We start from the raw sequence: 15730 nt of genomic DNA, 5'->3' as shown, positions 1-15730 counted from the left end.
CTCGACGAACACGCTTTTCAGACCTCTCCGAACTCGTTGTCGATAAAGGCCAGTACTTCTTCGGCACTCGCCGCATCCAGCTGGTCCACCACGCTGTCGCCCGCCTCGACGGGTGCCTGTCCCCCGTCCAGCCGGGCCACCAGGGCCCGCAGGCGCGAGGTGACCCGCTGAAGGGCTCCCTCGTCGCCGTCGAGGACGGACAGGCCCGACTCCAGCCGGTCCAGCTCCGACAGCACCGCCGTTTCCGGCGTCTCCTGCGCGCCCCCCAGCTCGCCGCGCAGGAATTCCGCCAGCGCGGTGGGCGTCGGGTGGTCGAACACCAGGGTGACGGGGAGTCTTAGACCCGTCCTCGCGCTCAGCTGGTTCCGCAGGTTGACGGCGGTGAGCGACTCGAATCCGAGGTCCCGGAACGGCCGTTTGGCGCCGATCGGCTCCGCCGTTTCGTAGCCCAGCACCACGGCCGCCTCGGTCCGTACCAGTTCCAGCAGCTTCCGTGCCGCCTCCGCGTCCGACAGCCCGGCGAGCGAGGCCGTGAAGGCGGCGGAACCGCCCTCCGTCTCCCCGGCGGCGGAGTCCGTGACGTACTTCCGCACCTCCGGGACGTCCCCCAGCCAGGCCGCCGGACGGGCGGCGAGGAAAGCGGTAAGGAAGGAGGTCCAGTCCACATCGGCGACCAGCACGGCCGCCGTGTCGCGAGCCCCGGCGCCGGCCGCGACGCGGCCCAGCGCTGTCAGGGCCGCCCCGGTCGGCAGCACGGGCAGGCCGCGACCGCGCATGCGGTCGGCGAAGCCGGGGTCGCCGTGTGCCGTACCGCCCTCGGCCCAGGGGCCCCACGCGATCGACGTACCCGCCAGCCCCAGTGCCCGGCGGTGACCCGCCAGGGCGTCGAGGTGGGCGTTGGCCGCTGCGTAACTGCCCTGGCCGATGCCGCCGACGGTGCCGGCGAACGCGGAGAACAGGACGAAGGCGTCCAGGTCACGGTTCTCGGTGAGCTCGTGCAGATGAACGGCGCCGGTCACCTTCGCGCGCAGCGCGTCCGCGACCCCGTCCGGGGTCAGGCCGTCGATGAGACCGTCGACCGCGGCGTCGGCGGCGTGCAGCACCGCCGTGACGGGCGTACCGGCGGCGTCGAGGCCGTCGAACAGGTCACGCAGGGCGTCGCGGTCGGCGACATCGCAGGCCGCGATGGTGACCGAGGCGCCCAACGCGGTGAGCTCGTCGCGCAGTTCGGTCGCGCCGGGGGCATCGGGCCTGCGGCGGCCGGTCAGTACGAGGTGTTCGGCGCCGTTACGGGCCAGCCAGCGGGCGACGTGCCCGCCGAGGGCCCCGGTGCCGCCGGTGACGAGCACCGTCCCGCCGGGCTGCCAGCCGCCGGTGGACCGGGCGTCTGCCTCGCTGGTGGCGCTGTCGAGGCGGGTACGGACGAGACGTCGTACGAACACACCCTGCTCGCGCAGTGCGAGCTGGTCCTCGGCCTTGTCGCCTGCGGCCAGGATTCCGCACAGGCGGGCGGTGACCCGCTCGTCGAGCTCGGCCGGGAGGTCGACCAGACCGCCCCAGCGCTGCGGCAGTTCGAGCCCGGCGACCCGGCCCAGGCCCCAGACGGCCGCCTGCGCCGGACTGACGAGGCGATCGGCCCCACCGACCGAGACGGCACCCCGGGTCAGGCACCACAGGGGCGCCTGGACACCTGCGTCGCCCAGGGCCTGGAGGAGCACGACCGTACCCAGCAGACCCAGCGACTCCGTGGCCGCGGCGGCCTCGGCCGTCTCCGCGAGCGCCAGCAGCGAGACGACTCCGTCGATTCCCTCGGGTTCCAGACCGGCGAGGGTGGCGGCGAGCGCCGATCGCTCGGCCACCGCGACCCGGCTGACGTCGGCACCGTGTTCGGCCAGCGCGGCGGCGAGAGCGTCGACGAGCTTGTCATCGACGGAGAAGCTCTCCGGCACGGCCAGTAGCCAGCGCCCCGGCAGAAGCGGAGTGCCGCTGCTCGCGGACTCGGCCGGCTTCCAGGTGGTGCGGTAGGTCCAGTTGTCCGACGCGGACTGCTCGCGCTGCTGCTGCCGCCAGCTGAACAGGGTCGGCAGAGCCGCCCTCAGCGGCTCGGTGTCGGCACCGCCCAGCGCCTGCGACAGCGCGTCCAGGTCCTCGTGCTCGACCGCCTCCCAGAAGCGGGCGTCGATGGCGGCCGTCCCGGCCATGGCCGATTCGGCGGACAGCTCGGGCCAGTAGTGGGTGCGTTGGAAGGCGTAGGTGGGGAGGGTGGTGCGGGTGGCGCCGGTGTGGGTGAAGACGGTTGTCCAGTCGATGGTGGTGCCGTGGACGTGGGCTTCGGTGAGGGAGGTCAGGATGCGGTCGAGGCCGCCTTCGTCGCGGCGCAGGGTGCCGAGGACCGTTGCGTCGGTGGCGGTGTCCTCGATGGTGCCCTGGAGACCGAGGGAGAGAACGGGGTGGGGGCTGACCTCGATGAAGACGGTGTGGCCGTCGGCAAGGGCGGTGCGGGTGGCCTGCTCGAACTCGACGGTCTCGCGGAGGTTGTTGTACCAGTACCCGGAACCCATCTCCGTACCGTCGAGGAGGGCGCCGGTGAGGGAGGAGTACAGGGTCACATCGCCTGCGCTCGGCGCAATGCCCGCGAGCAGCTTCGCCAGCTCCGCCTCGATCTCCTCCACGTGGGCGGAGTGCGAGGCGTAGTCCACGTCCACCTTGCGGGCGCGGATCTCGTGGGCCTGGCAGTCGGTGACCAGCTCGTCCAGGGCCTCCGGGTCTCCGGAGACGACGACGGACGAAGGCCCGTTGACGGCGGCGATGGAGATCCGGCCGTCCCAGGCCGTGATCTTCTTCCGCACCCGGGCGGCGGGCTGGGCGACGGAGACCATGCCGCCTCGGCCCGCGAGGGCGGTGATGGCCTGGCTGCGCAGGGCGACGACCTTGGCCGCGTCGCCCAGCGAGAGGATGCCCGCGACGGCGGCTGCGGCGATCTCGCCCTGCGAGTGACCGATGACGGCGGCCGGTTCGACACCGTAGGACCGCCACACCTCCGCGAGGGACACCATCACGGCCCACAACACCGGCTGGACGACGTCGACGCGGTCCAGGCCGGGGGCGCCGTCCACGCCGCGTGCGACGTCGATCAGCGACCAGTCGACGTACGGCTCCAGCGCAGCCGCACACTCCGCCATTCGCGCCGCGAACACCGGCGAGGAGTCCAGCAGGCCCACCGCCATCCCGGCCCACTGCGCCCCCTGGCCGGGGAAGATGAATACGGGGCGGGGTGAGGGTTGGGTTTCGGCGGTGGTGGTGTTGGTTGCTGCGCGGCCGTGGGTGAGGTTTTCGAGGGCGGTGAGGAAGTCGTTGTGGTGGGTGGCTACGACGGCTGCGCGGTGGTCGAAGTGGGAGCGGGTGAGGGCGAGTGAGTAGCCGATGTCGGTGAGAGAGGTGTCGGTGTCCTCGCGTATGCGGTCGAGGAGTTTCCCGGCCTGGGCCCGCAGCGCGGCCTCCGACTTGCCCGACAGGACCCACGGCACCGCCACCGGAGACACGACGGGCGCCTGCTGCTGCTCCGCCTTTGCACCCTCGGGCGCCTGCTCGATGATCACGTGGGCGTTGGTGCCGCTGAGCCCGAAGGAAGAGACACCGGCCCGGCGAGGGGCGCCGGTCTCGGGCCACGGCGTGTGCTCCGTGAGGAGTTCGATCTCGCCCTGGGTCCAGTCGACGTGGGTGGAGGGTGTGTCGATGTGGAGGGTCTGCGGGAGGACGCCGTTGCGCATGGCCAGGACCATCTTCATGACGCCGGCGACGCCTGCGGCGGCCTGGGTGTGGCCGATGTTCGACTTGATGGAGCCGAGCAGGAGCGGTTTGTCCTGGGGCCGTTCGCGGCCGTAGGTGGCGAGCAGGGCCTGGGCCTCGATCGGGTCGCCCAGCTTGGTGCCGGTGCCGTGTGCCTCGACCACGTCGACATCGGCGGTGGTCAGTCCGGCGTTGGCCAGGGCCTGGCGGATCACCCGCTGCTGCGAGGGACCGTTCGGAGCCGTCAGGCCGTTCGAGGCACCGTCCTGGTTGACCGCGGAACCACGCACCACGGCCAGCACCTCATGCCCCAGACGCCGCGCCTCCGACAACCGCTCCAGAAGCAGTACGCCCGCGCCCTCGCCCCAGCCGGTGCCGTCGGCGGCGTCCGCGAAGGCCTTGCACCGGCCGTCGGGCGCCAGGCCATGCTGCTTGTCGAAGTCGGCGAACGTTCCGGGGGTGGCCATGATGTTGACGCCACCGGCCAGGGCCATCGTGCACTCGCCGTTGCGCAGTGCGTGGGTGGCCAGGTGCAGGGCGACCAGTGAGGACGAGCAGGCGGTGTCGACGGTGACGGCCGGTCCTTCGAGGCCGAACGTGTACGAGATACGGCCGGAGGCGACGCTGCCGGAGGTACCGCTGGCGACATAACCCTCGCCGCCCGCAGGGACCTTGGCCAGCAAGGTGACGTAGTCCTGTGTGTTGACGCCGACGAACACTCCGGCGGGGGTGCCCTTGAGGCTGCGCGGGTTGATGCCCGCGTTCTCGAAGGTCTCCCAGGAGGTTTCGAGGAGGAGTCGCTGCTGGGGGTCCATGGCGATGGCCTCGCGCGGCGAGATCCCGAAGAAGGCCGGATCGAAGTCCCCGGCGTCCTGGACGAATCCGCCCTGGAGGACGGGAGCCGCGGCCCGCTCGTCTTCGGAGACCGGCGGGGCCATCAGGTCCCACTGGCGGTCGAGCGGTACGCCGCCGATGGCGTCGCGGCCGTCGGTGAGGAGCTGCCACAGGTCCTGCGGTGAGCGGACCCCGCCCGGGAACCGGCAGCTCATACCAATGATGGCGATCGGATCGTCGGCGTCGGCGGTCGCGGTGACCGCAGTGCCGGTCGTGGCCGCGCCCGCGTCGAGTCCCAGCAGTTCGGAGCGCAGGTGGTCGGCGAGGTTCTCGGGGGTCGGGTAGTCGAAGACCAGGGTCGACGGGAGGCGGAGGCCGGTGGCGGTGTTGAGTCGGTTGCGGATTTCAACGGCGGTGAGGGAGTCGAAGCCGAGTTCGCGGAAGGCTTTGCCGGTGTGGACGGTGTCGGCGGAGGCGTGTCCGAGTACGGCAGCGACGTGGGTGCGGACGAGGTCCAGCAGGGTGCGCTGGGCCTGTTCGGCGGGCAGGGCGGCGAGCTGCTGGGCGAACGAGGACGCCTCGACGGCCTTCCCCGCACCCCGGGCCTTCCTGGCCGGGGCCTTGACCAGGCCCTGGAGCAGCGGAAGCACGCCCGTGCCCTCGGTGTCCGCCTGCTTACGGATGGCCGCCAGGTCCAGGCGGGTGCCGACCAGCAGGGCGTGTCCGCCCGCGGTGGCCGCGTCCAGCAGGGAGAGGCCGAGAGCGCTCGGCAGCGGCTGCATGCCGGCTCGGGTCATGCGGGCGATCTCGGCGTCACCGAGGTGCGCCGTCATGCCGCTGCGCTCTTCCCACATGCCCCAGGCCACGGCCGTGGCGGGCAGGCCCCGGGCCTGCCGGTACTGGGCCAGCACATCGAGGAACACGTTCGCCGCGGCGTAGTTGCCCTGCCCCGGACCACCGAAGATGCCTGCGGTGGACGAGAACATGGCGAACTCGGCGAGTTCGTGGCGGTCAAGGGTGAGTTCGTGGAGGTTCCAGGCGGCGTCGGCCTTGGGGCGCAGGACCGTGTCGATCCGGTCGGCGCCCAGTTCGGAGATCACTCCGTCGTCCAGGACTCCGGCGGTGTGGACGATTCCGGTGAGGGGGTGTGCGGCGGGGACGGTGGCCAGTGCGGCGGCCAGTGCGTCGCGGTCGGATGCGTCGCAGGCCACCAGGGACACCCGGGCGCCGGCCGCTTCCAGCTCCGCGACCAGCTCGGCCGCGCCCGGGGCGTCGGTGCCCCGGCGGCTGAGGAGCAGGAGGCTGCGTACGCCGCGCACGGTGACCAGGTGGCGGGCGACCAGGCCGCCCAGGGTGCCCGTGGCACCCGTGACCAGGTACGTACCCGCAGGATCGGGGGTACGTGGCATCGTCACGACGACCTTGCCCACGTGACGGGCCTGGCTCATGTACCGCAACGCTTCCGGAGCCTGACGGATGTCCCACGCCCGCACCGGCGGCAGGCTCAGCACACCCTCCCGGAACAGCCCCAGCAACTCCAGCAACATCCCCTGGAGCCGGTCCAACCCCGCATCCAGCAACTCGAAGGAGCGGTAGTCGACCCCGGGGTGCGTTTCGGCGACCTGCTCGGGGTGGCGTACGTCGGTCTTGCCCATCTCCAGGAACCGGCCGCCGCGCGGCAGCAGACCGAGCGAGGCGTCGACGAACTCCCCGGCCAGGGAGTTCAGTACGACATCCACCCCCCGCCCACCCGTTTCCGCGGCGAACGCCTCCGCGAAGTCGAGGGTCCGGGAGGAGGCGATCCGCTCGGCGGGGATACCCATCGCGGCCAGCACCGGCCACTTCGCCTCACTCGCCGTGCCGTACACCTCGGCACCCAGATGCCGGGCCAGCTGCACCGCCGCCGTACCCACACCCCCGGACGCCGCATGCACCAGCACCGACTCACCCGGCCGCACATCGGCCAACTCGACCAACCCGTAGTAAGCGGTCAGGAACACCGCCGGCACGGCGGCAGCCTGCGCGTACGACCAGTCGTCGGGGATCGGGGCGAGCATGCGGTGTTCGGTGACCGCGCTGGGGCCGAACGAGCCGGAGAACAGACCCATCACCCGGTCGCCCGGACGCAACCCCGATACTCCCGGGCCCACCTCGGCGACCACACCCGCACCCTCGGCACCCATCGGCACCTCAGGACCCGGATACATCCCCAGAGCGTTTAGCACATCACGGAAATTGACCCCGGCCGCCCGCACATCAACGCGCACCTGCCCCTCGGCCAAGCCCTCACCCCGGACCAGCCCGGACCGCTCCACCGGCAACAACGCCAGATTCTCCAGCGTCCCCTTGCCCGTACTCTGCAACGACCACTCCGCCACACCCGACGGAACCACCAACCCACCACCAACCGCCGCCCGCACCAACCGAGGCACGAACAACCGACCCTCACGCACCACAACCTGCGGCTCACCCAACCCAGCCACACCAACCAGACCGGCCAGATCCTCAGTGGTGCCGACGTCGACCAGGACAATCCGACCCGGGTTCTCGGACTGCGCCGACCGGACAAGGCCCCAGACGGGCCCCCGGTCGAGGTCACCGCCCATGGCGCCCACGGACACCGCGCCCCGGGTCACCACGACCAGGCGCGCATCCGTGTCACGCTCCGCAGCCAGCCACTCCTGAAGCCGGGTCAGTGCGTGGGTGACGTGTTCGCGCACGTCCGTGCCCGCACCGTCCAGGACGAGAACGGCCGGCTCGACAGCACCGTCCGGCACCTGGGCCGGGGCGGTCGTCGGGACCCATTCGAGGCGGAAGAGAGAGTCCGCACCCTCGGCGGACGCGGCACCGTCCAACTGCTGTGCGGACACCGGCCGAAGCACCAGCGAGCCGACACGGCCCACGGGTGCGCCCGTGCCGTCGGCGAGATCCAGCGAGACCTTGCCGCCGTCGCCCACGGTCATCCGTACCCGCAGGACCGGCGATCCGACGGCGAACAGCTCGACGTCCGTCCAGGCGAACGGCAGGCCCGGACCCTCCATGCCGGTCAGACCACCACTGAGGCCGATCGCGTGCAGGGCGGAGTCCAGCAGCGCCGGGTGCAGGCCGAACCGGCCCGCCTGCTCGCCCGCCTCGCCCGTCAGCTCGACCTCGGCGAACAGTTCTCCGTCACGGCGCCACACGGCCCGCAGCCCCTGGAACGCCGGACCGTAGCCGTAGCCGAGCTCACCGAGGAATTCGTACATGCCGTCCACGGAGACGGCCTCCGCCTCGCGCGGCGGCCACTCGACAAGTCCAGCAGCGGACTCTCCGGCCCGCTCGGAGCCTTCGGCGACGACACCGGAGGCGTGCAGAATCCAGTTCTCGTCGCCGTCTGCGGCAGAGCTCGAACGAACGGTGACCGGCCGACGGCCGTCGGCCTCGGCCGCACCGACGACGATCTGCAGGATGCGGGCGCCACGCTCGGCCAGCACCAACGGGGCCTGCAGGGTCAGTTCCTCCAGCACTCCGCAGCCGACCCGGTCCCCCGCGTGCAGCGCGAGCTCGACAAAGGCGGTGCCGGGCAGCAGCACCGAGCCCAGGACCGCGTGATCGGCAAGCCACGGGTGCGACTCCAGCGAGAGACGGCTGGTGAAGAGGGAGACGTCCTCGCCCGCGAGTGCGACCGAGCCCACCAGCAGCGGGTGCTCGGACGTGCTCAGGCCGACACTGGTCAGATCACCGGTGCGGTTGAAGTTCTTGGGCCAGTAGTGCTCGTGCTGGAAGGCGTAGGTGGGCAGGTCGGTGCGCTGGGCGCCGGTGTTGGCGTAGTAGGCGGCCCAGTCGACGGGGGCGCCGTGCGTGTGCAGCTCCGCCACGGCGGTGGTCAGCGCGTCGGTCTCGGTACGGTCCTTGCGCAGGGCGGGGAGGAAGGCGGCGTCGTCGGTGACGCAGTCCTGGCCCATGGCGGAGAGGACACCGCCGGGGCCGAGCTCCAGGTACGTGGTGACACCCTGGGTTTCGAGGTGGCGTACGCCGTCGAGGAAGCGGACGGCCTGGCGGACATGGTCCACCCAGTAGCCAGCGGTGAGCAGCTCCTCGCCGGCGATCTGGCCGGTGAGGTTGGAGACGATGGGGAGCTTCGGTGCGTGGAAGGTCAGGTTCTCGGCGATGGCCTTGAACTCGGCCAGCATGGGTTCCATGCGCGGCGAGTGGAAGGCGTGACTGACCCGCAGCCGCTTCGTCTTGGCGAAGCCGGACGCGATGGCGAGTACGGCGTCCTCGTCGCCGGAGATGACCACGGAGTCCGGGCCGTTGAGCGCGGCGATCGAGACGCTTTCGGTGAGCAGCGGCAGGGCGTCAGCTTCGGTGGCCTGGATGGCGACCATCGCGCCACCGGTGGGCAGTGCCTGCATCAGCCGGCCCCGCGCCGCGACCAACGCCGCGGCGTCCTCCAGTGACCAGACGCCCGCCACGTGTGCGGCGGCCAGCTCACCGATCGAGTGGCCCAGGAGATAGTCCGGGGTCACACCCCAGTGCTCCAGCAGCCGGAACAGCGCAACCTCGACGGCGAACAGACCCGACTGCGTGTAGACGGTCTGGTCGATCAACTCCGACCCACCGAACACCACCTCCCTCACCGGCCGGTCGAGATGCCGGTCGAGTTCCGCGCACACCGCGTCGAATGCGTCCGCGAACACCGGGTACGCCTCGTACAGCTCCCGGCCCATCCCGGACCGCTGCGACCCCTGACCCGAGAACAGGAACGCCGAACGACCGGCGCCCACCACGCCCCGGACCGTGCCGTCCGCGATTGCCTCCAGTTGGCGCAGGACGTGCTCGCCGTCGCCGGCCACGACGGCCGCCCGGCGGTCGAAAGCGGTGCGCGTCAGGGCGAGCGAGTAGCCGATGTCGAGCGGCGAAAGGGCGGCGTTCTCCCGTACCAGCGTCAGCAGACGTTCGGCCTGGCCGGCGAGGGAGCTCTCCGACTTGGCCGACAGGATCCACGGCACCGTCGGCAGAAGGGAGTTCGCCGTGTCGGCCGACTCGGGCTCGGGCTGCGGCTCCTCCAGAATGACGTGGGTGTTGGTGCCGCTCACACCGAACGACGAGACCGCGGCACGGCGCAGCCGCTCGGCCGAGGCCGGCCAGTCCCGGGCCTCGGTCAACAGCTCGACCGCGCCCGCCTGCCAGTCCACCTTCGTGGAGGGCTGGTCGACGTGCAGGGTCTTCGGGAGTACGCCGTGGCGCATGGCCATGACCATCTTGATGACGCCCGCGACACCGGCCGCGGCCTGGGTGTGACCGAGGTTCGACTTGACCGAGCCGAGCCAGAGCGGTCCGTTGTCGGCGCGCTCCTGGCCGTACGTGTTGATCAGTGCCTGGGCCTCGATCGGGTCGCCGAGCCGGGTGCCGGTGCCGTGGGCCTCGACGGCGTCGATGTCGGCGGCGTTCAGGCCGGAGCCGGCGAGCGCCTGGCGGATGACTCGCTGCTGGGAGGGGCCGTTGGGGGCGGTGAGGCCGTTGGACGCACCGTCCTGGTTGATCGCCGAGCCGCGGACGATCGCGAGGACCTCATGGCCGTTGCGGCGGGCGTCCGAGAGCCGCTCGACGAGCAGGACCCCGACACCCTCACCCCAGCCGGTGCCGTCCGCCGCGTCCGCGAAGGACTTGCAGCGGCCGTCGGAGGCAAGGCCCTGCTGGCGGCTGAACTCGGTGAACGACATCGGCGTCGACATGACGGTCACACCGCCCGCGAGCGCCAGGTCGCACTCGCCCTTGCGCAGGGCCTGGGCCGCCAGGTGCAGGGCGACCAGCGAGGAGGAGCAGCCGGTGTCGATGGTCGCCGCCGGGCCTTCCAGGCCCAGGGTGTAGGAGATACGGCCCGACAGTACGCTGGCCGCGTTGCTGGTGAGAGTGGTGTCGGCGGCCTCGGCGGAGGCCATCAGGAGTGGCGCGTAATCCTGGCCGTTGGTACCGGCGTAGACACCGGTCAGGCTGCCGCGCAGCGTTTCGGGGTCGATGCCGGCCCGCTCGAAGGCCTCCCAGGAGGCTTCGAGGAGCAGTCGCTGCTGCGGGTCCATCGCGAGCGCCTCGCGCGGCGAGATCCCGAAGAAGCCCGGGTCGAAGTGGCCGGCGTCGACGACGAATCCGCCTTCGTCGACGTACGAGGTGCCGGGGCGGCCGTCGGGGTCGTACACGACGTCCATGTCCCAGCCACGGTTCGCCGGGAAGGTGCTCATGGTGTCGGTACCGGAGGACACGATCTGCCACAGGTCCTCGGGGCTCGCGACGCCGCCGGGGAACCGGCAGCTCATGCCGACGATGGCGATCTGCTCGTCGTCCTCGGACCAGGCCGCGCGGACGACGGTCGGGGCGGCGCTCTCGATGCCGAGGAGTTCGGTGCGCAGCAGCTCGGCGATCCGGGTGGCGTTGGGGTGGTCGAAGACAAGGGTGGTGGGCAGCTTGAGGCCGGTGGCTTCGGTGAGCCGGTTGCGCAGTTCGACGGCGGTCAGCGAGTCGAAGCCGAGTTCCTTGAAGGCGCGGCCGGGCTGGACCGCGTCCGTGCTCCGGTGACCGAGGACGGACGCGGCCTCGCCGCGTACGAGGTCGAGGAGCTGCTGCTCCTGTTCGGCGGCGGGGAGTCCGCGGAGCCGGGTGCGCAGTGCCGAGCCGTCCTGGTCGGTGCCGTGTCCGGCCTCGTCCTTGGCGGCGAGGGCGCGCGCTGCCTCGGGGATGTCGGCGATGAGCGGGCGCGGCCGGGACAGGGCGTAGACGGGGGCGAAGCGCTCCCAGTCCATGTCGGCGATGCTCACGCAGGTTTCGTCGTGCTCGACGGACTGGCGCAGGGCCGCGATGGCGAGGCCGGTGGGCATGGCGGCGAGACCGCGGCGGGCGAGCTGCTCGCCGGCGTCGCCGCCGGACATGCCGCCGCCGTCCCAGGCACCCCAGGCTATGGAGGTGGCGGTCAGGCCACGGGCGCGGCGGCGGAGGGCGAGGCCGTCGAGATAGGCGTTGGAGGCGGCGTAGGCGGCGTGGCCGCCGCTGCCCCAGACACCGGAGTTGGAGGAGAAGAGGACGAAGGCGTCGAGCGATCCGTCGTCGAAGATGCCGTCGAGGTGGGCGGCGCCGAGGGTCTTGGCGGCCAGGACCTCGTGCAGCTGAGCGGCATCGAGGGTGAGGAGTTCGCCGGTGCGGTCGACCCCTGCGGCGTGCAGGACGGCGGTGATCGTCTCGCCCGCCGCGCGGAGCCCGTCCACCAGGGCTCGCAGGCTGTCGTGGTCGGCGACGTCGCAGGCCGCGATGGTGACCGTGGCGCCCAACGCGGTGAGTTCGTCGCGCAGTTCGGGCGCGCCGGGGGCGTCGAGGCCGCGGCGGCTGGTCAGCACGAGGTGCTCGGCGCCGGTCTCGGCCAGTTGGCGGGCGACGTGCGAGGCGATGGCACCGGTGCCGCCCGTGATCAGTATGGTGCCGCGCGGGGTCCAGTCGCGGGTGCCGGGGCGGCTGCCGAGGGGGGCACGGGTCAGCCGGCAGGCGTGCGCGCCTGATTCGCGGAGGGCGATCTGGTCCTCGTCGCCGCCCGCGATCAGGCCGGCGAGGCGGGAGACGCCGCGGTCGTCCAGGTCTGCGGGCAGGTCGACGAGTCCGCCCCAGCCCTCGGGAAGTTCGAGTCCGGCGACCCGGCCCAGCCCCCAGACGGCGCTCTGCACGGGGTCGACCTGGCGGTCGGAGGTGCCGACGGAGACCGCACCCCGGGTGACGGTCCACAACGGCGCGGTCGCCCCGGCGTCGGCCAGGGCGCGGATGAGTGCGACCGTGCCCGCCAGGCCGGCGGTCACGCCCGGGTGTCCCGGGTGCGGCGCGGTGTCCAGCGCCAGGAGGGAGAGGAAGCCCTCGGCGTCCGAGAGGTCCTCGGTGTCGGCGAGTTCGGCGAGGGTCGTGAGGACGGCCTCGGCACCGTGCCGGGTCAGGGCGGCGGTGAGGGTCTGGGCCAGGGTGGTCCCGGCGCCGTCCGGGTTCTCCGGTACGACGAGCAGCCAGCGCCCGGACAGGGTGGCGTCGAGGGGTGTGGCGACGGGCTTCCAGGTGACGCGGTAACGCCAGGAGTCGATGGTGGAGTTCTCACGGCGCTGACGGCGCCAGCTGACGAGCGCGGGGAGGGCTGCGCGCAGCGGCTCGGCGTCGGCGGGGTCCAGGGCACCGGCGAGGGCTTCGAGGTTGCCCTGTTCGACGGCCTCCCAGAAGGCGGCGTCGTCCGGGGCAGCCGTCTCGGCGAGCACGACGGCCGGGGACTCGGGCCAGTAGCGGGTGCGTTGGAAGGCGTAGGTGGGGAGGGCGACGCGCTGGGCGCCGGTGTCGGCGAAGACGGTTGTCCAGTCGACGGTGGTGCCGTGGACGTGGGCCTCGGTGAGGGAGGTCAGGAAGCGGTCGAGTCCGCCTTCGTCGCGGCGCAGGGTGCCGAGGACCGCTGCGTCGGTGGCGGTGTCCTCGATGGTGCCCTGGAGACCGAGGGAGAGAACGGGGTGGGGGCTGACCTCGATGAAGACGGTGTGGCCGTCGGCAAGGGCAGTACGGGTGGCCTGCTCGAACTCGACGGTCTCGCGGAGGTTGTTGTACCAGTACCCGGAACCCATCTCCGTACCGTCGAGGAGGGCGCCGGTGAGGGAGGAGTACAGGGTCACGCCGCCGGTCTGCGGGGCGATACCCGCGAGGAGCCGGGCGAGCTCGGTCTCGATCTCCTCCACGTGGGCGGAGTGCGAGGCGTAGTCCACGTCCACCTTGCGGGCGCGGATCTCGTGGGCCCGGCAGTCGGTGACCAGCTCGTCCAGGGCCTCCGGATCACCGGAGACGACGACGGACGAAGGCCCGTTGACGGCGGCGATGGAGATCCGGCCGTCCCAGGCCGCAATCTTCTCCCGCACCCACGCGGCGGGCTGCGCCACCGACACCATGCCACCACGACCCGCAAGCGCGACGATCGCCTGACTGCGCAGGGCCACCACCTTCGCCGCATCCCCCAGCGACAGAATGCCCGCCACAGCGGCTGCCGCGATCTCACCCTGCGAGTGACCGATCACCGCAGCCGGCTCGACACCGTACGAACGCCACACCTCCGCGAGGGACACCATCACGGCCCACAACACCGGCTGGACCACATCCACCCGGTCCAGACCCGGGGCGCCACGCACGACGTCCAGCAACGACCAGTCGACGTACGGCTCCAGCGCAGCCGCGCACTCCGCCATCCGCGCCGCGAACACCGGCGAGGACTCCAGCAAACCCACCGCCATCCCGGCCCACTGCGCCCCCTGCCCCGGGAACACGAACACCGGACGCACCTCGGCATCCGCCGCAACCCCACGCACCACACCCGGAACCGGACCACCAGAAGCAATCGCCTCCAGCGCGGCAACGAACTCCGCACGCTCACCGGCCACCACACCGGCCCGATACTCGAAACGGGACCGGGTCAACGCCAACGAATACCCCAGATCGACCACCGAAACCCCGGCATCACCACGGACCCGCGCCAGCAGACGACCCGCCTGATCCGCCAGAGCCTGCGGCGACTTCGCCGACAGCACCCACGGGACAGCCGACAACCCGACCACCGGGCGCACGTCTCCCGCAGCCTCCGGGGCCTCCGGGGCGGGCTCCTGCTCCAGGATCACGTGGGCGTTCGTCCCGCTGATGCCGAAGGAGGAGACACCGGCCACGCGCGGGGCGCCGGTCTCGGGCCACTCCCTGTGCTCGGTAACAAGCTCGACGGCGCCTGCGGTCCAGTCGACGTGCGTGGAGGGTTCGTCGATGTGAAGGCTCTTGGGCAGCACACCGTGCCGCATGGCCATGACCATCTTCATCACGCCCGCGACGCCGGCGGCGGCCTGGGTGTGGCCGATGTTCGACTTCACCGAGCCGAGCAGCAGCGGCCGGCCGGCCGGCCGCTCCTGGCCGTAGGTGGCCAGCAGGGCCTGGGCCTCGATCGGGTCACCCAGCGAGGTGCCGGTGCCGTGCGCCTCGACGACGTCGACCTGGTCGGCCGAGACCTTCGCGTTGGCCAGGGCCTGGCGGATGACGCGCTGCTGGGCCGGGCCGTTGGGGGCCGTCAGACCGTTCGAGGCGCCGTCCTGGTTGATGGCGGAGCCTCGGATGACCGCGAGCACGTCGTGGCCGTTGCGGCGGGCGTCCGAAAGCCGCTCCAGCAGGAGCATGCCGACACCCTCGGCCATGCCCATGCCGTCGGCGGAGTCTGCGAAGGCCTTGCAGCGGCCGTCGCGCGCCAGACCCTGCTGACGGCTGAACTCCATGAGTCCGGCCGGGCTCGGCGTGATCGAGGCGCCGCCCGCCAGGGCCATGGCGCACTCGCCGTTGCGCAGCGCCTGGGCGGCCAGGTGCAGGGCGACGAGGGAGGAGGAGCACGCGGTGTCGAGCGTGACGGCCGGGCCTTCGAGGCCGAGAGTGTACGAGATGCGGCCGGACAGCACGGATGTGACGGTGCCGGTGAGGATGTAGCCCTCGGAGCCCGCGGCCCCGCTCAGGTCGCCCCCGTAACCCTGGCCCGCCGCGCCGACGAACACGCCCGTGGCGCTGCCGCCGACGGTCGTCGGGTCGATACCGGCCCGCTCCAGCGCTTCCCAGGAGGTCTCCAGCAGCAGGCGCTGCTGCGGGTCCATGGCCAGGGCCTCGCGCGGCGAGATGCCGAAGAAGGCCGGGTCGAACTCGCCCGCGTCGTGCAGGAAGCCGCCTTCGAGGGCGTAGATCTTGCCCGTGGCGGAGGGGTCTGGGTCGTACAGGTCCTCGATGTTCCAGCCGCGGTCGGCCGGCAGACCGGAGATGGCGTCGCCGCCCGAGGACACGAGGTCCCACAGGTCCTCGGGCGTGTTGACAGCCCCCGGGTAGCGGCAGCTCATGGAGACGATCGCTACCGGCTCCGCCTCCTGGGACTCGACGTTGCGCAGGTGCTGGCGGGTCTGCTGCAGCTCCGCAACCACACGGGTCAGGTATTCCCGCAGCTTCTCTTCATCCGCCATCGAAACGTCGCTCCCGTCGGGTTCTAACTAAAAATGAGTGCGTGCTGCCGGGGTCGGAGGGTGAGGTCCGGTGCGATCCGGTGTGGACCGGTGTCATC

Annotated in this window: 1 protein-coding gene; it reads right to left on the bottom strand. The window is 71.8% G+C overall.

What is annotated here, in order from left to right; all coding sequences use genetic code 11:
* Nucleotides 1-17: 17 nt before the first annotated feature.
* Entirely contained in the window at nucleotides 18-15632 is a 15615-nt protein-coding gene (locus ACFV8T_RS00770) for a type I polyketide synthase (protein WP_385323021.1), read from the bottom strand.
* Nucleotides 15633-15730: the final 98 nt, after the last annotated feature.

The sequence above is a fragment of the Streptomyces sp. NPDC059832 genome (assembly GCF_042731715.1).
In the GTDB taxonomy this organism is placed as follows: Bacteria; Actinomycetota; Actinomycetes; order Streptomycetales; family Streptomycetaceae; genus Streptomyces.
The sequence above is the reverse complement of the archived record's forward strand: the minus strand, read 5'-3'. Positions and strand labels throughout refer to the sequence as shown.